Annotated in this window: 21 protein-coding genes and 1 pseudogene; 6 read left to right on the top strand and 16 right to left on the bottom strand. The window is 38.5% G+C overall.

What is annotated here, in order from left to right; genetic code table 11:
- Positions 1-19 precede the first annotated feature (19 nt).
- A pseudogene (locus ACRRSQ_RS11530) lies at positions 20-256 on the top strand (IS481 family transposase); the annotation flags it as partial.
- A 202-nt stretch (positions 257-458) separates the two neighbouring features.
- Here ACRRSQ_RS11530 and bcp read toward each other — a convergent pair.
- Positions 459-929, bottom strand: coding sequence for a thioredoxin-dependent thiol peroxidase (gene bcp, locus ACRRSQ_RS11525; protein WP_440875893.1), 471 nt, complete (start codon positions 927-929; stop codon positions 459-461).
- Between the two features lie 8 nt (positions 930-937).
- Complete coding sequence (locus ACRRSQ_RS11520; RefSeq protein WP_440875892.1) at positions 938-1,465, bottom strand: glycine cleavage system protein R; 528 nt, start codon at positions 1,463-1,465, stop codon at positions 938-940.
- Positions 1,466-1,832: 367 nt separating this feature from the next.
- Here ACRRSQ_RS11520 and bamC point away from each other — a divergent pair, with 367 nt between their 5' ends.
- Positions 1,833-2,912 carry an outer membrane protein assembly factor BamC gene (gene bamC, locus ACRRSQ_RS11515; protein WP_440875891.1) on the top strand — a complete coding sequence of 360 codons (1,080 nt, stop codon included), beginning with the start codon at positions 1,833-1,835 and terminating at the stop codon, positions 2,910-2,912.
- 86 nt (positions 2,913-2,998) lie between these two features.
- Here bamC and ACRRSQ_RS11510 read toward each other — a convergent pair whose 3' ends face one another.
- From ACRRSQ_RS11510 to ACRRSQ_RS11485, 6 genes are all read right to left on the bottom strand, one after another.
- Positions 2,999-3,220, bottom strand: coding sequence for a hypothetical protein (locus ACRRSQ_RS11510; RefSeq protein WP_440875890.1), 222 nt, complete (start codon positions 3,218-3,220; stop codon positions 2,999-3,001).
- Positions 3,213-3,899: a M15 family metallopeptidase gene (locus tag ACRRSQ_RS11505; RefSeq protein ID WP_440875889.1), complete on the bottom strand. Its 687-nt coding sequence runs from the start codon at positions 3,897-3,899 to the stop codon at positions 3,213-3,215. The genes ACRRSQ_RS11510 and ACRRSQ_RS11505 overlap by 8 nt, the downstream gene beginning before the upstream one ends.
- 57 nt (positions 3,900-3,956) lie before the next feature.
- Complete coding sequence (gene dapE, locus ACRRSQ_RS11500) at positions 3,957-5,096, bottom strand: succinyl-diaminopimelate desuccinylase (protein WP_440875888.1); 1,140 nt, start codon at positions 5,094-5,096, stop codon at positions 3,957-3,959.
- Positions 5,089-5,439, bottom strand: coding sequence for an ArsC family reductase (locus ACRRSQ_RS11495; RefSeq protein ID WP_440875887.1), 351 nt, complete (start codon positions 5,437-5,439; stop codon positions 5,089-5,091). The genes dapE and ACRRSQ_RS11495 overlap by 8 nt, the downstream gene beginning before the upstream one ends.
- Before the next feature lie 890 nt (positions 5,440-6,329).
- On the bottom strand, positions 6,330-8,444 hold the full coding sequence (gene pta / locus ACRRSQ_RS11490) for a phosphate acetyltransferase (protein ID WP_440875886.1): 2,115 nt from the start codon (positions 8,442-8,444) through the stop codon (positions 6,330-6,332).
- Between the two features lie 5 nt (positions 8,445-8,449).
- The gene (locus tag ACRRSQ_RS11485; protein ID WP_440875885.1) at positions 8,450-9,649 is read right to left on the bottom strand and encodes an acetate kinase; all 1,200 of its coding nucleotides are present in this window, start codon (positions 9,647-9,649) and stop codon (positions 8,450-8,452) included.
- 245 nt (positions 9,650-9,894) lie between these two features.
- Here ACRRSQ_RS11485 and yfbV point away from each other — a divergent pair, with 245 nt between their 5' ends.
- Positions 9,895-10,314 carry a terminus macrodomain insulation protein YfbV gene (gene yfbV, locus ACRRSQ_RS11480; RefSeq protein WP_440875884.1) on the top strand — a complete coding sequence of 140 codons (420 nt, stop codon included), beginning with the start codon at positions 9,895-9,897 and terminating at the stop codon, positions 10,312-10,314.
- Between the two features lie 54 nt (positions 10,315-10,368).
- On the opposite strand, the gene rlmA is transcribed toward yfbV, so the two are convergent.
- Positions 10,369-11,181 carry a 23S rRNA (guanine(745)-N(1))-methyltransferase gene (rlmA, locus tag ACRRSQ_RS11475; RefSeq protein ID WP_440875883.1) on the bottom strand — a complete coding sequence of 271 codons (813 nt, stop codon included), beginning with the start codon at positions 11,179-11,181 and terminating at the stop codon, positions 10,369-10,371.
- Positions 11,182-11,468: 287 nt separating this feature from the next.
- Here rlmA and ACRRSQ_RS11470 point away from each other — a divergent pair, with 287 nt between their 5' ends.
- On the top strand, positions 11,469-12,614 hold the full coding sequence (locus ACRRSQ_RS11470) for a methyl-accepting chemotaxis protein (protein ID WP_440875882.1): 1,146 nt from the start codon (positions 11,469-11,471) through the stop codon (positions 12,612-12,614).
- Between the two features lie 18 nt (positions 12,615-12,632).
- Positions 12,633-13,469: a nitrate- and nitrite sensing domain-containing protein gene (locus ACRRSQ_RS11465; RefSeq protein ID WP_440875881.1), complete on the top strand. Its 837-nt coding sequence runs from the start codon at positions 12,633-12,635 to the stop codon at positions 13,467-13,469.
- Between the two features lie 124 nt (positions 13,470-13,593).
- On the opposite strand, the gene ACRRSQ_RS11460 is transcribed toward ACRRSQ_RS11465, so the two are convergent.
- The 3 genes from ACRRSQ_RS11460 to ACRRSQ_RS11450 form a co-directional block, all read right to left on the bottom strand.
- On the bottom strand, positions 13,594-14,025 hold the full coding sequence (locus ACRRSQ_RS11460) for a GNAT family N-acetyltransferase (RefSeq protein ID WP_440875880.1): 432 nt from the start codon (positions 14,023-14,025) through the stop codon (positions 13,594-13,596).
- A 638-nt stretch (positions 14,026-14,663) separates the two neighbouring features.
- The gene (locus tag ACRRSQ_RS11455; RefSeq protein WP_440875879.1) at positions 14,664-15,257 is read right to left on the bottom strand and encodes an isochorismatase family protein; all 594 of its coding nucleotides are present in this window, start codon (positions 15,255-15,257) and stop codon (positions 14,664-14,666) included.
- A gap of 13 nt (positions 15,258-15,270) precedes the next feature.
- Complete coding sequence (locus ACRRSQ_RS11450; protein ID WP_440876101.1) at positions 15,271-16,104, bottom strand: pirin family protein; 834 nt, start codon at positions 16,102-16,104, stop codon at positions 15,271-15,273.
- Between the two features lie 105 nt (positions 16,105-16,209).
- Here ACRRSQ_RS11450 and ACRRSQ_RS11445 point away from each other — a divergent pair, with 105 nt between their 5' ends.
- Entirely contained in the window at positions 16,210-17,106 is an 897-nt protein-coding gene (locus ACRRSQ_RS11445) for a LysR family transcriptional regulator (protein ID WP_440875878.1), read from the top strand.
- Between the two features lie 211 nt (positions 17,107-17,317).
- Here ACRRSQ_RS11445 and ACRRSQ_RS11440 read toward each other — a convergent pair whose 3' ends face one another.
- The 4 genes from ACRRSQ_RS11440 to ACRRSQ_RS11425 form a co-directional block, all read right to left on the bottom strand.
- A complete protein-coding gene (locus ACRRSQ_RS11440; protein ID WP_440875877.1) occupies positions 17,318-17,962 on the bottom strand; it encodes a DsbA family oxidoreductase in 645 nt (214 codons plus the stop codon).
- A gap of 121 nt (positions 17,963-18,083) precedes the next feature.
- Entirely contained in the window at positions 18,084-18,395 is a 312-nt protein-coding gene (locus ACRRSQ_RS11435) for an EthD family reductase (protein ID WP_440875876.1), read from the bottom strand.
- Between the two features lie 42 nt (positions 18,396-18,437).
- Positions 18,438-19,238 carry an SDR family NAD(P)-dependent oxidoreductase gene (locus tag ACRRSQ_RS11430; protein WP_440875875.1) on the bottom strand — a complete coding sequence of 267 codons (801 nt, stop codon included), beginning with the start codon at positions 19,236-19,238 and terminating at the stop codon, positions 18,438-18,440.
- Positions 19,239-19,382: 144 nt separating this feature from the next.
- On the bottom strand, positions 19,383-20,204 hold the full coding sequence (locus ACRRSQ_RS11425; protein WP_440875874.1) for a helix-turn-helix domain-containing protein: 822 nt from the start codon (positions 20,202-20,204) through the stop codon (positions 19,383-19,385).
- Positions 20,205-20,631: the final 427 nt, after the last annotated feature.

The raw sequence follows: 20,631 nt of genomic DNA, 5'->3' as shown, positions 1-20,631 counted from the left end.
ATTGTATCGGTCAAGTTAAATTGGCTACATTAAAACAAAGGCAATGTCACCACAAATAAATGGTATCTGTGACTATTTCTATAAAACCATACTGAATAAGTTTTACCAAATCCGATTTTGGAAAAATTAAATGCAGATATGCTACAGCGCCAAAAGATCTGGACGAATGGATGGATTACTACAAAAATGAATGACCCCACTAGAAATAGTTGTTGATGGTAAATCGGTTTGGGCTGAAAATAATTTAGCTCAAATCTTAGCAGATACCAAATTTAGCTATTGTATTAAAAGCGCTACTTTAGCGGCAAGTCACTAATAACAGGACAATTCTGATAATAAATTAGAAAACGGCCTTGAATTGATTCATGATCGAATTCGAAGACCGTTTTAAAATTATTAATTAAACTTGGCAGTTACACAAAGTGCCTTACACGCTTATTGTGCTGTTACCTTGCCAATTATTGCTGCGCTAATACTTCTAATACCACTTCATGGTGGGTTTTGGTTTTAAACTTATTAAATACGTGGCTAATTTTACCGTCTTGGCCAATTAAAAAGCTTAAGCGGTGAATGCCGTCGTATTCTTTGCCCATGAACTTTTTCAAGCCCCAAACGCCGAAATCATCAGCTACTTTATGATCAACGTCAGAAAGCAATGTAAAGTTGAGTTCATCACGCTGGCAAAATTTTGCTAAACGTTTAGGTTCATCAGGGCTAATACCAAATACACGCGTATTATGCTTAGCAAGTTCCGCTTTAATGTCACGAAGACCTTGTGCTTGCACTGTACAGCCTGGTGTCATGGCTTTTGGGTAAAAATACACTAATACTTGTTGCTCTTTTAAAGTATCTGCTAAAGATACGGCTTGTTCATTTTCATCAAGTAAAGTAAAAAGCGGGGCGTTGTCGCCGACGGTAAGTGTGTTCATAATCGTCCTTACAATAAATTAGAGTTAACTTTAGTTATGGTGCCTTGAACGTCGATTTGCTGACAAAGTTGGAAGAAGTCAGATTCAATTTGTTCAATGCTATCGTTGTTCGTTAAAGCGATTTGTATTTGTGCGCACATATGGTTGGTATCAGGATCTATATCTGATTTAAGTGAAGAAATGTCGATATTTCTCGCCGCTAAAAATGCAGTCACCGATTTTAAGATGCCAGGTTGATCAATACCGGCATATTCAACTTGATAATGGCTGGTAAAATTGCGTTGTTTATAACCTGATGTGCGTTTCATCATGGTGATTAATTCGAGTTTTTGTGAAAGCATCGGTAGTTTAGATTCAATTTTATTAATGGCTTTAGCATCGCCAGTTAAAAACATAATAAAAGTAAATTCTAAACCAAATATTGCCATACGACTGTCTAAGATATTACAACCACACGAACAGGCTAATTTAGTAAGTTCACTTACTGCTCCTGTTCTATCTGCACCCATGGCTGTAAGTACCAAATATTCAGACATCTATTAATCCCAATTGAAAAAAGAGCTTATTGTACGTAACTTGCCAGTAAAAAATAACCCTGTGATAGAAATGAAAACAAAATCTCTATAATTTACTCATTTTATTGGCTTGCTCGCTTGTGTTTGCAAAATCAGCCAAGTACCATGGTGCCCGATTAAATAGCGTAAGCTGGTAACATTAGCTAATAAAACGGTATCGCTGAATGAGTAGAATAACGATTATACATGCCCGTTACATCGAACAGTAATAAACGACTATTTTACCTAAACTAATAATATTCTGAACTAACTTTCTTCTTATGCATCAAAGAAGGGATTATTTATTGTTTGATAAATAAAGTTAAGTTTGACATCTGCAGGAGAATGAATGAACCGCTATATATACACATCAGTCCTTTTAGGGCTAGCATTATCAGGGTGTAGTGGTGTTGATAGTAAACGTGCTTCCGGTGATTTTGGTTATGCAAAACTAGAAGAAGCTAAGCCAATTACCGTGCCTTCATCATTAAAAACGCCTAAACAAGGCCAAGAGTACTTGATTACTGATGACGTTAACTTGAATGGCCCTGTGGGTGAACAAGTTGATATTCGCGCACCATCTTTAGCGTTACCTATAGCAACATCTTCTCGGGTTGATCCTAAATCACAAGAAGTTATTATTTGGTTTGATCAGGTTTTTGATGATAAAAACCTAGCACAATTTATTCATAGTGCAGTTGCTGCGCAGCTATCTGATGATGGTGTTGGCAGTGCTTCAGTTAACGATGAAACTTTAGTGACTGAATCTAATTGGTATATCAAAGAACATGAAATTTCAGGTTGGTTTTATGATGACATTGAGCCGCTTGACCAAAGCCGTTTTCGTTTCAAAGTTAGCCCTAAACCGCATGGCCGAAGCGCGTCGTTAACAGTTGAACTTGCCGAATATGAACACCTTGTGAATCCAGGTCAGCCGATCGATTTAATTGATAAACATCGCTCAGAAATGCATATGCTAAACGAAGTGGTTGCACAGGTTGATTACGAATACCGTCAACTACAACGTGAAAAACGTTTAGAGAAAGCGAATCAAAAAATCGTCACCATTGGTGAAAATACTGTGGGTGAAGCGTCTTATATTATTGATATGGAATTAGATGCGGTTTGGCAAAACTTACCAGAATTCTTCCAAGATTATGGATTTACCATTACCGATTTAAATGAAACGAAAAAGATTTATTTTGTCGACTTTACTAAACCAGAAAATAGCTTCTGGACATCGATATGGGGTGAAGACGTACCGGTAATTGATGTTGCTGATGCAAAATACCAGTTTGTATTGCAAGAGCAGGGTGAGCAAACAGCGTTAACAATATATGATGCTGATGGTACGCCAATTAAGGTTGACGTATTAACACGTATTTTACCTGTAATGGAACCGGGCTTATCATTTAGAAACGTATTTTAAAGATGATGTGTTTTTAAAATAGATGAGCAAAAAAAAACTCCGCTAGTCGGAGTTTTTTTATGTCTGCATTTTAATTTGCTTTAGCTTTATGGGCTTTTATCGTCTTTTGTATTCGAGCCACTTGGCGAATTGTAGCGCGTATTTTTTAAGGTATGTTGGCTTTTATTACTGCGCGGCAGTGTTTCTTCAAGATCGTTTAAGCCTTTTTTTCTTAACGGTGTTTTGGCACTTTTTTCAACGGTACTAAAATTACCAATAATTAGCGCAGCTGCTGCGACAATTATGCCAATAACTAACCAATCATCCATCTAAATTGACCCCAGTGTTTATAATATATTGCTGATATAACGTGTTTATATGCGTTAAAATTTCTGACTTTGCGGCAACATCGTGCTCGCTAATTGCCTTTGTTATTACCTTAATGCTAAGCGCTTGCTGGCACTTGTTTGCCAAAGGTAAATAGCTTAAATGCCAAGGCTCAATGGCGACGCCTTGGCGGTATTTATCATAAGGAAAGCCAAAACCTAATGCGGGCGCATGAGCTTTTAACCACCTTGATAGTTCGAAAAAATAACCGTCTTGTTGGTATTCCCAAGGCTCTAGTTGCAACTGACAATCGCTCGGTAATAAATTACTGGCGTAAACATCGATGTCTGTCCCCCAATGATGTCGACTGCCGCTAGGAAGCGCGGAATAGAGCATAATGGCGTGTATTTTTTCAATATCAGTTAGTTTTTCTGTATCAACTATCTCATTATCAATATTTTTAACGGCTAATTCACCGTTAAACTTTCTATTCCAAATAGCGCATTGACGAGAAAAGTTTCGAAAACCACTGGCGATAACTAAGTCAAAGCCCGCTTGTTTAGCTTGGCTGTGTAACGTTTGCCAAGGAGAGACAACATCGTGATGTAAACCGATATTGTCTGATAGCCATGTAATATGGCTATCTTCAATACCTGTTATTTGTGCAGATGACATGGTCATGTTGCTTGTTTACCTTCGTAGATTATTTGTCAGTGGTTTTAATCACATGAGGAAAGCTTAAGCTAAAACATTCACTAAACAGTGATAATAAATATCAGCGAGTTTATCTAAGTCATCGCAAGAGACACATTCATTAACTTGGTGAATGGTCGCGTTACACGGGCCTAACTCAATCACTTGTGCACCCGTAGGCGCGATAAATCGACCGTCAGAGGTACCACCTGAGGTGGATAGTTTTGGTTTATGTCCCATAACATGATCAACCGCTTCAACAGCAGCGTCTAAGAAGGTGCCAGGTTCGGTAATAAATGGCTTACCGTTGTATGTCCACTTAATGTCGTAATCAAGTTCGTGCTTATTTAAAATGCCTTCAAGCTTTTCAACGATCATTTCAAAGTTAAGTTCAGTACTAAAACGTAAATTACATAAAGCAATTAAATGCCCCGGAACAACATTGGTTGCGCCAGTACCTGAATTGATGTTTGATAATTGAAAGCTAGTTTCAGGAAAAAAGTCGTTACCATTATCCCAATGAGTTTGGCTTAACTCGGCTAAGGCAGGCATCGCTAAGTGAATCGGGTTTTTAACATGCTCAGGGTAGGCTACATGACCTTGCTTACCTTTAATATCGATATCGGCTGAAATAGAGCCGCGGCGACCATTTTTAATAACATCGCCGACTTCGTGGGTACTTGAAGGTTCACCAACAATGCAATAATCAATTTTTTCATTACGTGCTTCTAAGGTATCGATTACACGCGTTGTACCATTAATAAATGGCCCTTCTTCATCAGAGGTGATCAAGTAGGCAATTGAGCCTTTATGATCTGGATAATCGTTAACAAATCGCTCTGTTGCAATGATCATCGCTGCAAGGCTGCCTTTCATATCAGCAGCGCCGCGCGCGTAGAGCATGCCATCTTTAATGGTTGGTTCAAAAGGATTGGTCTGCCAATGATCTAAATTTCCTGCCGGCACAACATCGGTATGACCAGCAAAACAAAATACGGGAGATTTGTCGCCACGACGTGACCACAAATTGGTAGTGTCTTCAAACACCATAGTTTCATTAACAAAACCACAGTCGCCGAGGCGTTGTTTCATCAATTCTTGGCAACCAGCATCTTCTGGCGTAACGGATTCTCTTGCAAGTAAGTCGATGGCAAGGTTAATGGTGTTTGATAAAGGTTTACTCATGAATAAAAAGCTCTTGATATTGTGCGGGCTTAAAGCCGATATGTAAGGTTTGTGACGTTACTAGAACTGGGCGCTTAATTAATGTTGGTTGCTCCAAAATGGTGGCAACGGCGGTATCACCCGACAAATTGTCTTTAACGTCTTGCGGCAAATTGCGATAGGTTGTGCTGCGCTTATTAATTAAGGCGTCCCAGCTTGATTGCTTTTGAAAAGATAAAAGCAAAGCTTGGTCTAAACCGTCTTTTCTAAAGTCGTGAAATTCAAAAGCTATATTGTGCTGTTCTAGCCATTTTAAGGCTTTTTTTACTGTATCGCAGTTACTGATACCATAAATTTTCGTCATAAAAGTTGCTCGTACATTAGGTTAGGGTCTGTGTTCGTTCATTTTGGTCTTTGCTATTGACTCATTTTCAAAAGCAGCCAAGTTATAAATTGAAAGATCAACAACACCTAGTTTTAATCACATCTTATTTTTAGTAATTCAAATACTTTTCTACGCTCGCTGTAGTTGTTAAAAGTAATATGATTTATCAAAACAAGTCTTGCTAAAAATTACCATTACTATACCGCTAAACGTGCGCTAAACCAAAGAATCAGCCGATATTATACCAATTTGATTAAATAAATGATCGCTCAGCTTGAGATAAAACGCTTTAATGCAAGGCGCTTGTTTTTAGGAAGGGTATTCCCTTTCAAAAATAAGTAACACCGCAGTAAAGTATTTTAGCCAAGCCGTTTCGGAGCTTTTCAGCGGCCCGATAACAACACTAAATTTATTTGATATAGAATGACTATACCTGCAAAAATTTAGTGAGTTCGAGCACCGCTGAAATAGCTCTGAGTTGGTCATGTTATTAATCAGATTGGTATTAGTAATATGCGTACGATATCTAACCATTTTAACTTTATCTAGTGCGAATGTAGTGAAACTATCAGTTGTTATTTGTTTTTTATTGCTTTTAAGCTAGATTTTATCACTAAACAATCTTTTTCTTTGTTAGTTATTTAAAAAGATATGCACAAAACCTGTGGATATCTTTGTTAGCAATCTATGTTTAGTTTTATAACACCATGTAAAATAATGATTATTTCGATAGGTTATTTTTTGTGTGATGTTTTTTTGTACGTATGCTGTGGGTAACTAGCAGGGAAAGTTTTACTTATTAAGATCAATAAAAGATCGTGCATATTAAGCGTTTAAGCAAAATACACACGATCTTTTTAGCGTTTATATTACATTTGTGCTTGAATCGCAGTTAAAGCGATTGTATAGACAATATCGTCAACTAATGCACCGCGAGATAAATCATTTACTGGCTTTTTCATGCCTTGTAGCATTGGGCCAATACTCACTAAGTCAGCAGAACGTTGTACTGCTTTATAGGTAGTATTACCGGTATTTAAGTCTGGAAATACAAAGACATTGGCTTTACCTGCCACCGGGCTATTTGGCGCTTTTTTCTTCGCAACATTTTCCATAATTGCCGCGTCGTATTGTAGCGGGCCATCAATGATCAAATCAGGACGCTTGGCTTTGGCAAGCTCAGTTGCCTTGGCAACTTTTTCTACATCGGCGCCGTGACCTGAGCTGCCCGTACTGTAGCTGATCATAGCAACTTTAGGATCAAGACCAAAAGCAATGGCGGAGTCGGCTGATTGAATAGCAATGTCAGCCAGTTGTTCGGCATTTGGATCTTGATTAATCGCACAGTCGCCATAAACCAGCACTTGGTCTGGCAATAACATAAAGAAAATAGATGATACTAACGAGCTGCCTTCAGCTGTTTTTATTAATTGCAGGGCAGGGCGAATGGTATTAGCTGTGGTATTTACCGCGCCTGACACTAAACCGTCAACTTGTCCCATTTGCAACATCATGGTTGCTAATACGGTATTATCATTTAATTCCTGTCTGGCAACTACATCCGTTAAACCTTTGTGTTCACGTAACTTAACCATAGGCGAAACATAATTATCGACAATATTTTTAGGATCGGTAATTAATAAGCCGTCAGGTAAATTAACGCCTTGTTGCTCTGCGATACGTAAAATTTCTTCTTTGTCACCTAATAACTGACAACGCGCAATATTACGTTCAACACAAATAGCTGCTGCTTTAATGGTTCGAGCGTCGGTGCCTTCAGGCAAAATAATCATTTTATTTCCTGCACGTGCAAGCTCGGTAAGCTTGTATCTAAAGGCAGGTGGTGATAATTCACTAGAACTACTGACATGTGTAGAAAGACTGTCTAGCCAAGCAGGTTCAAATTTATCGGCGATATATTCTTTAACTTTGTCGTGACGCTGAAAATCGTCTGCTGGAATTTCAGGGTTAAAGTTCATTAAATGGCGTGATGTTTGCCAAGTATCCCAAGGTACCGAGATCACTGGTAAACCGGCATCAAGTGCTTGTTGACATAATGACATCACTTCCGCGTTTGGCTGAAAACCATTGGTGAGCATTAATGCACCCACTTTTGTACCATTAAGGGCTGATAAACAGGTGGCAATAATTATGTCGGTACGATCTCCTGGAGTGACAATCAAACGGCTTGGTTGTAAATGACTCATCAAATTACTGACCGAGCGAGCGCAAAAACTAATGCTACGAATACGACGATGTTCCATGTCGCCTTCATTGATCACATCTGCTTCTAAATATTTGACGATATCGACCACACGTGGCGCAATTAAATCAAGATCCCAAGGGATAGTTGCAAGTAAATCAAAATGTTTATTTTGAAATATTTTCAGTTGTTGCCATGCGGTTAAATCGCTGTTGGTGATAAATTCACTTTCTCTTGGCAACAAGCCAAATTCGTCTTGATCAGGCGAGTTAAGCTTGTTAATTACGCAGCCAACAATGCGCTTGCTTTTTAGGCCGCCAAAGCTTTCAGCGCTTACTTCTAAGCGATCTTCAAACTCTTCTGGCGTGTCACCATCATGTGCTGCAACAAGTATAATATCGGCTGATAACGCTTGTGCAACGTCGCGGTTAATTCGACCGGCATATGGCTGACGTGTGGTTGGAATAAGGCCTTCAATAATGACCAAGTCTTGATCAGTATTAAAGCGAGAAAAGTTTGCAACGATTTCTTCTAATATTACCGCTTGGTCGCCATCACCCATTTTGTCTTCAACATAGCTTAGCGGTAAGCAGGTATCGTTTTCTGCTAAGGTAATTGCGGCTTGATTCTTTTTATGCCAGTTATTACGAGATGGCTGGCTTATAGGTTTGAAATGGCCAACTTTGATACCTTTACGCTGGCATGCGTGCAGCAAGCCTAACGAAACACTCGTTAGACCAACGCCAAAACCGACAGGGATTAGCATTATTTTTTTAGACATAGAGTTTACTCCGCCGATAAAATTTGTTGAGTTTGCTCGGCAATTACCCATTCTTCATTGGTAGGTATTACCCAAGCCGCGCGTGATTGTGCTGTGGTGATAACACCCGATTTTCCAAAACGAGTCGCTTCATTTTTGTCTGGGTCGATTTCAACGCCAAGCAAAGAAAGCTGTGTTAATACTTGTTCACGCACAAACGATGAATTTTCGCCGATACCACCGGTAAAAATAATACCGTCAAGTTCAGTTAAACTAGCCGTAAAGCCGGCAATGGCTTTGGCAATGCGGTAACAGAAAATTTCAAGGGCAAGCTTGGCGCCTGCATGGTCTTGTTCAAACATCGCAGTTTCAAGCTCTCGACAATCATTACTTAATTGTGAAACACCAAGTAAGCCGCTTTCTTTGTTTAATAAATGGTTAACTTGCTCTGCGCTATAGCCAAGTTGATTAATCAAATGAAAAATAATGCCGGGGTCGACATCGCCACTTCGCGTACCCATCATTACACCTTCAACAGGCGTTAAACCGAGAGTAGTATCGACGCTTTTACCATTTTTTACGGCACTTACACTACATCCATTGCCTAAATGAGCGCTAATAAAATTACAGCTTTCGATTGGTTTATTCACTAATTTTGCCGCTTGGCTAGCAACAAAATAATGAGAGGTGCCATGAAAACCATAACGCCTAATACAATGCTCTTGATATAACGAATACGGAAGCCCGTAAATATAGGCTTTTTCAGGCATGCTTTGGTGAAAAGCGGTATCAAAAATAGCCACTTGAGGTAAATGTTTAAAGGCTTTTTCGCAAGCCTCAATACCAATTAAATTTGCCGGGTTATGCAAAGGGGCAAGTTTAGCAAGTTCTGCTATGGTTTGTTTAACTTGCTCATCAACACGTGTTGGTAAAGCATATTTTTCGCCGCCATGCACCACTCGATGACCAACCGCACTGACTTTTTCGACTAGCTGATGCTGCTTTAAAATATTCACTAACACGTCGATTGCTGCTTGGTGGTCAAAAGGAGCAGGCAGTGATGTTACTTGCTTGTTATTTTGAAAACTATATTTAAGCTCGGCCGACTCAGATGAAAGTCGCTCAGCTAAACCGTTTAGTAATGTTTCGCCTGTTTGTGGACAAATAAGGGAGAATTTTAATGAGGAACTACCGCAATTTATAACTAATATGGTGTCTGTTAACATAACTTCTGTATATATAAATTAATGAACAGCGTTATTATAGATGACCTTTTGCCATATATGTTGACCCAGCGCAGTAAAAAGTTACATTTATCACAAAACAAATACAATTATTTTGGTTAACTCATCAGTAAATCGACTAACAAATTTATTTCATGCTGAGATTAATACCATTTCAATGTAAGATACCTTTTAGTGACATTGTGCTATCTTTAAAATATTGTTTGAGGTTTTGTTCGGCGATGAATATGAGTGTATTTGAAATTATTAAATTAGGACGTCGTTATTTAGCGAAGTGGCCTGAACGTGCCGAATTAGCACAATATTTTGCAGAATATCACTCGATTCGCATAAGCCGCTTAGTTTGCCGCTATATGCCGGTATTGGCCGTTGTTGTATTTATTATGCAATTATATTTAGGGTCTTTAGCTGTGCTGCCACAGGCATTAGTTTACGCATTTTTTATGTTGAGCATGCCAGTTCAAGCACTGGTTATTTTGGGGGTAAAAGCCGACAAGTTTTTACCACCTGCGCTTGCTTCTTGGTACAAAGAAGGGGTTGCTAAAATTAATGAAAACGGTGGTGATATTAAACTTTCACTGCAAAAGCCGCGTTATTTTGACCTAGCTTGTTTGCTTAGCATTACCTACAAAAAAAGCATTCAGTAGCTGAATGCTTTTTTCGCTATTCTTCAATTTTTTATTTTTATCTTAACGGCTAATTTATGACGCCTTTTGATAAAGCCTAATAAGAAAATCTGCCTGACAGTTAAAGTTTGTACTCGATTTTAATTGCTCTACAACCGCTTCGCTGGCTTTAAATGCAAACGGTGTCATTGACAATAAATTAATAATATCTTCGCCTTGGTTAAATTCCATTTGATAATTGAGTTGCTGCTCGGTCACTAATGTTAATTGTCTGATTGGCGTTTTTGAGGTGTCGTGTGGCTGAGCATCTCTATAGATCAGCGACTTAAGTTCAATTAAATGGTTTTCAGCCGGTGTTACTGTCACTAAAAAGCCTTTATCTGCTATTACCCTTGAAAATTCTTGCTCTAGAATAGGCGCGTAGATGGAAACCATCCATTGGAAATAACTATCCGTAAAGGGCAATTGCGACAATGTTCCAACACTAAAGTGACAATCTTTATATTTTTTAGCGGCAATTTTAACTGCATTTTTTGCTATATCGACGCCATATACTGAATTTTCATCACTTTTGTGTTGATGAGTATAATAACCTTCACCACAGCCAGCATCTAAGATATTTGCACTTGGCAAACCAAACTCTTGGTAAAGCTCAACCAGTTTGTTTACCAGTGGTTGGTAAAACTGTTTTTCTAAAAATGCGCGACGGGCATTAACCATGGCTTTATTATCGCCCGGATCTTTTGAGTGTTTAAATTGCACCGGCAGTAAATTTACATAACCTTCTTTGGCTTTATCAAAGCAATGATTATTTTCACAGCGGAAACTAGGTGCTGCCAGTTGCAAAGGGGAACGACAAATAGGGCAAATATAATCAGGGTTTGGCATAGTATTCTCAATACAAAATAAACAAGGCTTAAATGTGGTCATGCCTTTAAGGCGCGCATTTTACCGTTTAATTTTAGTCACACCAAGTAAATCTTTTTATTCGCTGATGTGAATAGGTTTTAGTGGCTTTTGTACAATTCACCAAAGCAATGCAAGTTGTGCCTTTTTCCTTAATTTAGTGCAATTATTTTTAGAATGATAATTAATATTCATTATTTTACAATGAGTTATGGTTTTGGTTTGGCTTTTGCATTCTAGTTAGTAAATGGCGATTGAGGAATGTAAAAATGTTGACCTTGTTTTTTTCACCTGTTTATAGTTTGACTAAGTGGCTTGGGCTAAAAGTGACCAGCTTTTCAGCGCTTAGCCTATTGTTAATACTTATCGTGGCTAACTTTTATATTGATGCGCTTACTTTATTACCTTTATATGTGCTGCTTTGTTATTTTTTAATTGGAATTTTTTATACAGTTTCCGAGCAAATAAATAAAATTAACCAAGTGCTTACTAAAATTGATGTGCAAAACTTTGATCACCGAGAAGTGCATTTTAATCAAGTGATTAATACTAAGTTACTCAATCAATTATTAATTACTTTTCGTGAGTTAGGGCGAATTAATAACCAGCATGATGAAAAAAATAAAGAAGTAGAATACAGCGCACTGCAAGTGATCGAAATTTCAGAAAGCGTAAAAAATAATGTGCAAAAACAATCCGATGCTACAAACTCTACTGCAGCGGCAATCACACAAATGAGCCAGTCGTTAGTTGAAGTTAATCGTGAAATTAATAACGCTCATCAATCATCTACTCAAGCAGCTGATATCGCTAGCCAAGGTAAACAAACACTGACCTTACTTAATCAAGCTGTTGCTGATGTAAGTACGCTAGCAGAAGATACTCAACAGCGAATGGTGTCGTTAAATGGGCTGATCAAGGAAGTTGAAAACATCACCGAATCGATTCAACAAATATCGTCGCAAACCAATTTACTGGCGTTAAATGCCTCTATTGAAGCGGCGCGAGCCGGGCAATATGGCCGCGGTTTTGCCGTAGTTGCTGAAGAGGTTAGGGCACTAGCGGAACGAACCCATTCATCCACTAATTTAATTGTTAATAATATTGGTGACGTACTGACTGAAAGCGATGCTATTGTGCAGGCGATGAGCGATGTGGTTGAACAATCAAATTTGTCTCAACAAAAAGCCCACGAAGTTGATAATGGCTTTAATCATATCGCACAAGCAACGCAACAAGTGCAAGATCAAATGCACATTATTCGGGAAGTTTCTAAGCAGCAAACCATTGCCACGAATGAAATATCTGAACACATTGCTAAGGTAGTGATTGGCGCACAAGATAATGCCGAAATTGCCAAACAGTCAGAGTCGGTTGCTAAACACTTACGTCATTTAACGCAAATAAATGCTTAATAGAAGAGAGGGCTTGAAATGGAATTACTGATTATTTTCGTGGTGTTCGTTTTATTATGTGCGAGCTTTTATTTACTTTTTCACAAACCTAACAAAATAAAAAAACAGCAAAAATCGGGACTCGCTTTTATTATTTTGCTCAAAAAACTTATCGGCGCTGCTCAGCAACATCGTGGTTATACCGCTGCTTGGTTAAATGGCGACAAGCAGGTAACCAGTCAATTAAATCAATGTAAACAACAAATCGCGGCAGTGACCGCTCAGCTTTCTCAGTCGGATATAAAAAAGGGCGATCGCTGGATTGGTTTTTGTGATCACTGGCAACGGCTATTAAAATTTAATGAAAATACCTCGCCAGAAAACAGTTTTGAACAGCACAATATGATGATCCGAAATCTTGCCTATTTTTTGGAAGATACCGCTGAACAATATTACCTAACCGCTGACTATATTGAAGGCTTTGAACATATTGGTTATGTCTGGAATGAATTGTTGCTAGCCACTGAAAGCATTGGTCAGTCGAGAGCCTTAGGCGCAGGCGTTGCAGTAAAGAAGCATTGTTCAAGTGTTGAAAAAATTAGGCTTAATTTTTTAAGTCAAAATATTGAACAAGTGACAAACAATATATTGCAGCAATTATCCTATAAAGAAGAGAGCAAGGTGGCTCATCAGCAACTCGTCACTAATGCGAGTACACAAATGAATACCTTGGTATCGACCATAGTTACGCAGTTAGTATCAGCGCCAGATATCACTATTGAGCAACAAAGCTATTTTAATTTGGCAACCGACACCTTACAGCAGCTAAACCTAATATTTGAGCATCAGATTGAGCAAATAGACAGTATGTTGTGATAGGTCAAAGGTTTAGGTTAAGTGGCATAGACGAGAATAGCTTAGCGGAAAAAATATCGGAAATGCTTAAGATTATTAGCCTTGAGCATTTCTTCTGTCAGGATGGTTTATGTTAAACCGAGCCTTAAAGGCTCATATGCAGAATTGGAAATGGTTTACCCATATCATCAAGTGGTGACCTAGCGGTTACTGAAAATCCCATATGCTTATAAAAATCTACAGCCAGTGGGTTTTGTTCATTAACATCAACCTTAGTTACCGCGAGATTGTTTATAGCAAAGTTCAATAGCACCTTGCCAATACCTTTCCCTCGTTCAGCATTTAGAATGAAAAGCATTTCTACTTTATCTTCGTGAGTGCCAATAAAACCAAGTATTAAGCCATTATCGCTCTTAATACATTTTAAAGTCACCGCTGGAAAAGCTTGTTCCATGATAATGGGTTTAAAAAACTCAATATCTTCTTCTGTTATGAAGCTATGTGTAGCTCGCACTGAATCTTCCCAAACATTGAGCATTTCAGCATAATCTTTAGGAAACACATTTTCTACATTCATACTTTATTCTCAACAAATTGAATTAATATAATTGGATACAATGTGCAGTCGCGAATCGTCATTATAACGTAACATTGCCAAGATAATTGTAATTAACATCAATGATGAAATAATGCGAGGCAGAACTTAGCTCACTCACATTTCGGCTGCTGACATAGAACAGGCTATAGTCGGATCAAACTGAACTGCAGCAATGAGCTTTTAGGATATTAAGTTTGTATTTGCCCTAACTGGCAGTATAGCCATCAATGCGGTCATTGATATAAATCTGTTACTATGAATTCTTTGCGCCAAACAAGACACTTACTGGAATAGCTTTATTTAGTTCAGGTGCGCTTGTAGACGCATTACTTTTCAACTAAATTTCATGGCTTAATGTGCCTTAATCCTTTAACAACACATGGCAATATAAGATAAGAGATTATTGGCACTATAATAGCAAGGAGCACCATTAGCCTAGCTAGTTCATTCTCTGGCAAATATGGATTTAAAAGCTTTGGTAGAAAAAACACTAAAGGTAATAAAGAAAAGTAGGTAGCGATAGCCAATATATGCTTATTCGGAGTAACAGTATGCATTCATTTTTCCTGTATAAAAAAGTGCTGAGGTGAAAAATAGTTACCTCAACACCTATCGTCTTAATGTAATTTAGAAAGGATTTCTTCAAATAAAACCTGAATCAATTTACCACCGTTTTCACTGCTCCAGTCTTGCGCTAACTCCGCAATGAGCTGATTTGTAGAAGTTAGTGTGACACCATGACTTTCCATTCGTCTTAATGCCGTTTCATCTGCAAGTGTTGTTGGAGAACCAGAGCCATCTACAACAACTTGTACATTGTAACCTTCGCTAATAGCTGTTATTGCGGGATAGACAACACAAACGTCCGTGGTGATACCTGCGATAATAATGTTTTTACGACCTGTCGCTTTAACTGCGGCGGCAAAATTTTCATCCTTCATGCTATCTACCACACCTGCTCGAAGAATTCGGTTTTCATAAGCTTCAGGTACGGCTTGAATTAACTCTTCAAAAAGTGGCCCTTGAGCTTGGTCTTCCATGCTAGAAGTAAGTATTAATGGCATGCATGTTTCCTTTGCTGCACGCGCTAAAGCAACCGTATTTTTCTTTATTTCATCTAGTTCCAGTGAGCCAACCCAGCCCATTGTGCCGACCTGATGATCGATTAATAACATCACTGAGTTTTCTGGTGTAAAAGTAGTTGTTTTCATATTGATCTCTCTATTAAGATATTTGGCGAATGCCATTTGTATGCAGTTGTCTTATTTTTTGAACACCTGCGATTAAATTTGTATTACTGCTGTGAACTGACGCACCATTGCTGATAATGGGTTGTTTTAGTGGCGCACCTGTTACAACTAAAAATTCAGCATTTTGGTTTAATGCATTAACCGATATAAGTTCAGATCGGTTTTCATAGATGCCAAGCTCACCTACTGACAAGCGCACGCCGCCTGTTTCTATCACTCCTTTTCTGACATAAATAAATGCTGTGGTGTGTAATTCTTGGCTTGAATGAGACCATGTACTATCGGCCTCTAGCTTGATATGAAAATACGACATATCAACTGGCGGTTGAGCAGCACTCTTTTGTCCTTGATACTCTCCTGCAAGAACTTTGACGCTTGCACCATTCGTTTGAACTACTGGAATATCTTGTTCCTGTAATGTTGAATAGGTCACAGGACCCATTTCTAAGTCTTTTTCGGGTAATGCAACCCAAAGTTGAAATGCATCAGCATGTTTTTTATCAGGAAACACGGTTTCTTTGTGCAAAACTCCAGCCCCTGAGGACATTATTTGAATGCCACCAGCTTTTAATAGCCCACTATGGCCGCCAGTATCTTCATGCGCTATATCACCAACTTGAGGGTAGCTAATGGTGGCAACTCCTGAGTGACCGTGAAAGTCAAATCCAGCAGTACCTTCTACTTGAGGTAAATAAAAGTGGTCCCACAACACAAAAGGATTAAGCTCTTCTATATTTGTTGCTGCAACAAAGCTACTAACAGGGCCATGCTTTTTGCCATTTCTAATTTCTTTAATTTGTCTTGCCATCACATTTCATCCGTTTCAATTTCTATTGAAAAAGATTAACTCAAGACTTATTATTTAATTAGATGGTTTATTCGGGTTTGTTAATCCCATTTTTGAAGGTAAATTGTGAACCTTAATGATATCAAGGTCTTTGTAAGTGTTGTCGAAGCAGGTAGCTTTGCTGGGGCGAGCAATATATTAGCTATGCCATCAACAACGGTCAGTCGGAAGGTCGTTCAATTAGAAGCTAATCTAGGAGTAAAGTTACTCCATCGAAGCACACGAAAATTATCATTAACGGAAGAAGGTCAACACTATTTTCACTTATGTCAACAGCATCTCGTAGCGCTTGAGCAAGCAAACGAACTAATTATGCAAGCGCAAGCTGAACCAAAAGGAAAGGTTCGAATTTCATCACCTTTTGACTTTGCTATGCAATATGCACAGCCTTGGATTGCAGAGTTTTTAAAAAAATATCCAGAAATTAGCATTGAGTTGGATACCTCCGATAGCTATGTCAATATGGTGGAAGACAGAATTGATGTTGCGTTTCGCTCAGGCCAGTTGCAAGATTCTTCATTAATTGCAAGGCGAATAGGGCCAAAGCATAGCGTTTGCTGTGCAAGTCCAGAATTCTTGAATACAGTGGGACAAATCAAAGTTCCTGATGATTTGTCAAAACTTAACTGTCTAATTATGGGAAAATCACTACAGTCTAGTGACTGGCAATTTTTAAAGGGAGAAAAAAATTATCAAGTTAAGGTTTCTGGAAGGTATGCAACAATTAGTATGCATTTGGTTATCGAATCGGCTTTGAGCGGACTAGGTGTGGCTTACTTACCTATTGCGTTAGTTAAAAGTCACTTGGAAAGCGGCAGACTCGTACAAGTTTTGAATGACTATGAAACACCACAGTCCAATATGTTCATCATTTATCAATCTCATAAATACATGACCAAACCTATTAGACTTTTCATTGACCATATAATTGAAAAAGTCAGCCCTAAGGCTCCATGGAGTTAGTCATTAGCGTATTCTCTATTAATTTGGGCAAGTACAAATAGCCTGCTCGTTACTATATTTATGTCTCATTAATCTATCCTTCAAGCTCTCAGCAAGCTAAAGTTACATTAAATTCAACGGCAGCAATGAGCTGGAACGGACAGGCAGTTCAAGCTGGTTGTCATTTCTGAGCATTAAAATATAGAAAGTTTGATTAAAAGGGATGTAAGAATTACATCCCAGCTAATTCAGTTAATATTTGCTTATACGTATCCACTGATTGGGTTCCTGAGATAGCACTCTCACGATTGAATACAATCATTGGTACGCCGGATATTCCCGCTTGTTTCCATTGTTGCTCTTGAACAAGAACATTATTACGGGTTTTATTGTCATCCAGCCACTTCATTGCTTCTTCTGCTTCTAGACCAACACTGAGTAATTCTTGCTTAAGGATTTGTTGGTCAGAGATATCTTTTTGCTCACTATAGAATGCAGAAAACAGACGATTTTTAAGCTCAGTTTGCTTCCCGGCATGTTTTGCGTATTCTAGAAGAACATGAGCATCAAGAGTGTTTACCGCTTTTAGTCCGTCAAAATAGTCGAATTTAAATCCAACTTCTTCTCCAAGTTCTGTCATCTCTTTTCTGAAACGAATGCTATCTTCCAATGTGGTGCCGTACTTTCTTTTAAGGTGAGCACGCAGGTCTTCACCTTCAGGCGGCATATCTGGATTTAGCTGAAACGGTTGCCACTCAATCTCAATAATATCTTCCATACCTAGCTCTTTTATAGCACCTTCTAAACGCTTATAACCGATAATGCACCAAGGGCAAACTACATCTGAGACAATATCTATTTTGATTTTATTACTCATATTTTTCCTAATACTCCTATGAGATTAGCCTTTAATTTATGTTCTAAAATAACATTAAGCAGAACACAAACTTATTGGCCATTTGTATCCTGCACATTTTCACAGTAGATCACTGGCGGTTTTATAATTTTTGATCGCAAAGCTGCATTATAGGAATAGCATTGGTGAAATTTGGCACATCGGCTTTAATTTTTTCTGCATGTGGGCCAAAAGCTGTTTGAAATGACTCTATAGAATCAAATGAAATGGTACTGATTGCCACATAGAGCGCAGGTTCACCGGGAACAACACTGGCAACCCCTGCATCGACAGTTGCCCCTTTTACTGCGTCTCCCAAAAGTCCTTCTATCATAGGAACATGTTTGTTGCAGTAGTAATCAAAGTCAAAAGTGACATCAGCTTTATTTGGGTACAGTACGTATACTTTAATCATGAGTTTTCCATTATATTTGATCTGAATTTTAAGATATAGAATCTACTTTTTGCTCGCTGGCATTGCTTTACCGATCATAGATTCGCCCATGATGGCCTGCTTTTGGTGGGAAATTAATCCAGAAAGAATCGCGGCCATTCGATTGCGTTTACCGGGAACCACAACCGCTTTTTTACCTAAACCGTTGATAGCAATTTCAGCTACTTCCGCAGGATCTTTTGCAACCATTGGCAATTTAGACCAGTCAATACCATTGTCCGCAGTCATCGGTGTGTTTGTTAGCCCCGGAGAAAGAACGGTTACATCAATACCCTTGGGTTTAAGCTCGCCATGAAGAGAAGCACCTAGTTGTAGAACATAGGCTTTGGTACCTGCATAATTTGAAAAATATGGAGAAACCATATGACCAGAAAGGCTTGAAACCATTAGAATGCCACCGCGTTTTCTTTCCACCATAGCGGGTGTGAAGTGGTGAGTCAGTTGTAATACCGAGGTAACATTAAGCTGCACCATCTGTAATTCTTTAGCTAACGATGTATTAGCAAATGAACCATTTATTTCAACACCTGCTGCTAGTACCAACAAACCTATTTCTTGCTTCACCTTCTTAACTTTTTCAACCCCTTCAGTCGTAGCTAAATCTGCTGAAACAATCATTGTTTTAATTCCATAACGATCCGCAAGCAATGCTGCGTGCTCTTCAAGTTCTTTTTCTCGACGAGCTACCAAAACAATATTCAATCCTTTTGCTGCAATTTGGCTCGCCATTTCAGCACCGATGCCAGACGTTGCACCTGTGATAAGAGCCCAATCACCATACTTTTCTTTAAAGCTGATACCCATAATTCGTTACCTTTATCTGTGTTTAATTGATGGAGTAATTATATGGAAATCAGAGAAGGTAGGCTCTTCAGAAAAGTTCAAATATTGCTCAAATTAGCTCAAACGAGCCAATCAGAATCTGAATAGAAGGAATAAGTGTGGTTGTCAGGCTGAACGAAATTCTGAAGGAGATAGGCCTGTTTGTCCTTTGAAGGTGCGGTTAAAGGTGGAAATCGATTCAAAACCCGTTTCAAAAACAATGTCTGAGATACGTAAGTTATTATCTTTCAACAACACCTTAGCTTTGTTGATTTTCAATTTGGTAATGTATTTCATTGGTGGTTCTGAATACACCTCTTTAAATTTACGCTTGAAGGTAGAAACACTCATATGACACAACGCCGCCAATTCATTCACACTCAGATCCGCATACAGATTACTTTGGATGATATCTTCAAATTTGGCAAAGTTAGGTTTAAACATGGAAGCAATAAAATCGAGCTCAGACGGGGCATTGGTTCTTTTCGCCATAAGAATGACAAATTCACGTAGCTTACTCTCGATAAGCAAATCATCCGCCAACTCTGGAGAGTCTAGCAATATGCTAATGCTGTCGCGATAGTGTTCAAGCAATCTATCTACTTCAACCTGCATAATATTATAATCAACCCTGTAGTTTGACTGGCTAATATCAAAGTTAAACAGTGACTGAAATATTTCAGGGTAAAGAAAGATGCCAATCGCTTCACCTAGACCTTCATCATTAGGGTAGCTGGTATTATCATAAAAGTAGTTGGTGCATTTTGCTAGTACTCCGCAGTTTTTGTTCAATGAAACTGATTCGGTCTGCTCCCTGACGTTAAAATCGCCATTAGTAACAAAGGCAAAGCACGCTTCACTGTCTACAAATACACGCGGCATACGTTTGAAACTGGGTATATCTTGTTTTTGAAAAACAACACGCCCATTATATTTTATCGTTTTCACTTTAATCACACCAGTCAATAACATTAGGAAAAGGGTAGAACAAACTAAAGAGTTTGAGTCGCACAACTAACAAACTCCTTTTCGACTCAAGGCGGTGATTGGCATTTTAATGTTTGCTCATTTCCCTCGAGCAAGTACTTCTGAAATAACTGCCACGATGAAGAAAATGCCGCTAAATGCACCTACCAAAGTTTCTAAAGCCCACATTTTAGAAAACTATTAATGAAATCTTGGGGGTACTGCACTGCAATATGATCAAGTGTAGGGTAAAGTGCTGCACTCATAACCATCAGGCATATAAAATTCCACGCAAATAGAAATCCTCTTGCTCTATTGTTACCAAAAATGAGCACAATAAGTAATGCTCCCGTCAAAAAAACTTCGCCATACCAATCCATCTATCGATAATAATTGGCAAACGTTGTAG

Source organism: Thalassotalea sp. PLHSN55 (assembly GCF_052030545.1).
Taxonomy (GTDB): Bacteria; Pseudomonadota; Gammaproteobacteria; order Enterobacterales; family Alteromonadaceae; genus CANMXU01.
Note: the sequence above shows the minus strand (reverse complement) of the source record. Positions and strands in the feature narration are given on the sequence as shown.

Excerpts from the sequence above, each read along its gene's own strand:
- ACRRSQ_RS11520 (WP_440875892.1), bottom strand. The coding sequence starts at position 1,465 with ATGTCTGAATATTTGGTACTTACAGCCATGGGTGCAGATAGAACAGGA.
- yfbV (WP_440875884.1), top strand. The coding sequence starts at position 9,895 with ATGAGTGTATTTGAAATTATTAAATTAGGACGTCGTTATTTAGCGAAG.
- ACRRSQ_RS11440 (WP_440875877.1), bottom strand. The coding sequence starts at position 17,962 with ATGAGTAATAAAATCAAAATAGATATTGTCTCAGATGTAGTTTGCCCT.
- ACRRSQ_RS11455 (WP_440875879.1), bottom strand. The coding sequence starts at position 15,257 with ATGAAAACAACTACTTTTACACCAGAAAACTCAGTGATGTTATTAATC.
- ACRRSQ_RS11435 (WP_440875876.1), bottom strand. The coding sequence starts at position 18,395 with ATGATTAAAGTATACGTACTGTACCCAAATAAAGCTGATGTCACTTTT.
- ACRRSQ_RS11495 (WP_440875887.1), bottom strand. The coding sequence starts at position 5,439 with ATGACGAAAATTTATGGTATCAGTAACTGCGATACAGTAAAAAAAGCC.
- rlmA (WP_440875883.1), bottom strand. The coding sequence starts at position 11,181 with ATGCCAAACCCTGATTATATTTGCCCTATTTGTCGTTCCCCTTTGCAA.
- dapE (WP_440875888.1), bottom strand. The coding sequence starts at position 5,096 with ATGAGTAAACCTTTATCAAACACCATTAACCTTGCCATCGACTTACTT.
- ACRRSQ_RS11460 (WP_440875880.1), bottom strand. The coding sequence starts at position 14,025 with ATGAATGTAGAAAATGTGTTTCCTAAAGATTATGCTGAAATGCTCAAT.
- bamC (WP_440875891.1), top strand. The coding sequence starts at position 1,833 with ATGAACCGCTATATATACACATCAGTCCTTTTAGGGCTAGCATTATCA.
- ACRRSQ_RS11465 (WP_440875881.1), top strand. The coding sequence starts at position 12,633 with ATGGAATTACTGATTATTTTCGTGGTGTTCGTTTTATTATGTGCGAGC.
- ACRRSQ_RS11505 (WP_440875889.1), bottom strand. The coding sequence starts at position 3,899 with ATGACCATGTCATCTGCACAAATAACAGGTATTGAAGATAGCCATATT.
- ACRRSQ_RS11430 (WP_440875875.1), bottom strand. The coding sequence starts at position 19,238 with ATGGGTATCAGCTTTAAAGAAAAGTATGGTGATTGGGCTCTTATCACA.
- pta (WP_440875886.1), bottom strand. The coding sequence starts at position 8,444 with ATGTCTAAAAAAATAATGCTAATCCCTGTCGGTTTTGGCGTTGGTCTA.
- ACRRSQ_RS11485 (WP_440875885.1), bottom strand. The coding sequence starts at position 9,649 with ATGTTAACAGACACCATATTAGTTATAAATTGCGGTAGTTCCTCATTA.
- ACRRSQ_RS11450 (WP_440876101.1), bottom strand. The coding sequence starts at position 16,104 with ATGGCAAGACAAATTAAAGAAATTAGAAATGGCAAAAAGCATGGCCCT.
- ACRRSQ_RS11510 (WP_440875890.1), bottom strand. The coding sequence starts at position 3,220 with ATGGATGATTGGTTAGTTATTGGCATAATTGTCGCAGCAGCTGCGCTA.
- ACRRSQ_RS11470 (WP_440875882.1), top strand. The coding sequence starts at position 11,469 with ATGTTGACCTTGTTTTTTTCACCTGTTTATAGTTTGACTAAGTGGCTT.
- bcp (WP_440875893.1), bottom strand. The coding sequence starts at position 929 with ATGAACACACTTACCGTCGGCGACAACGCCCCGCTTTTTACTTTACTT.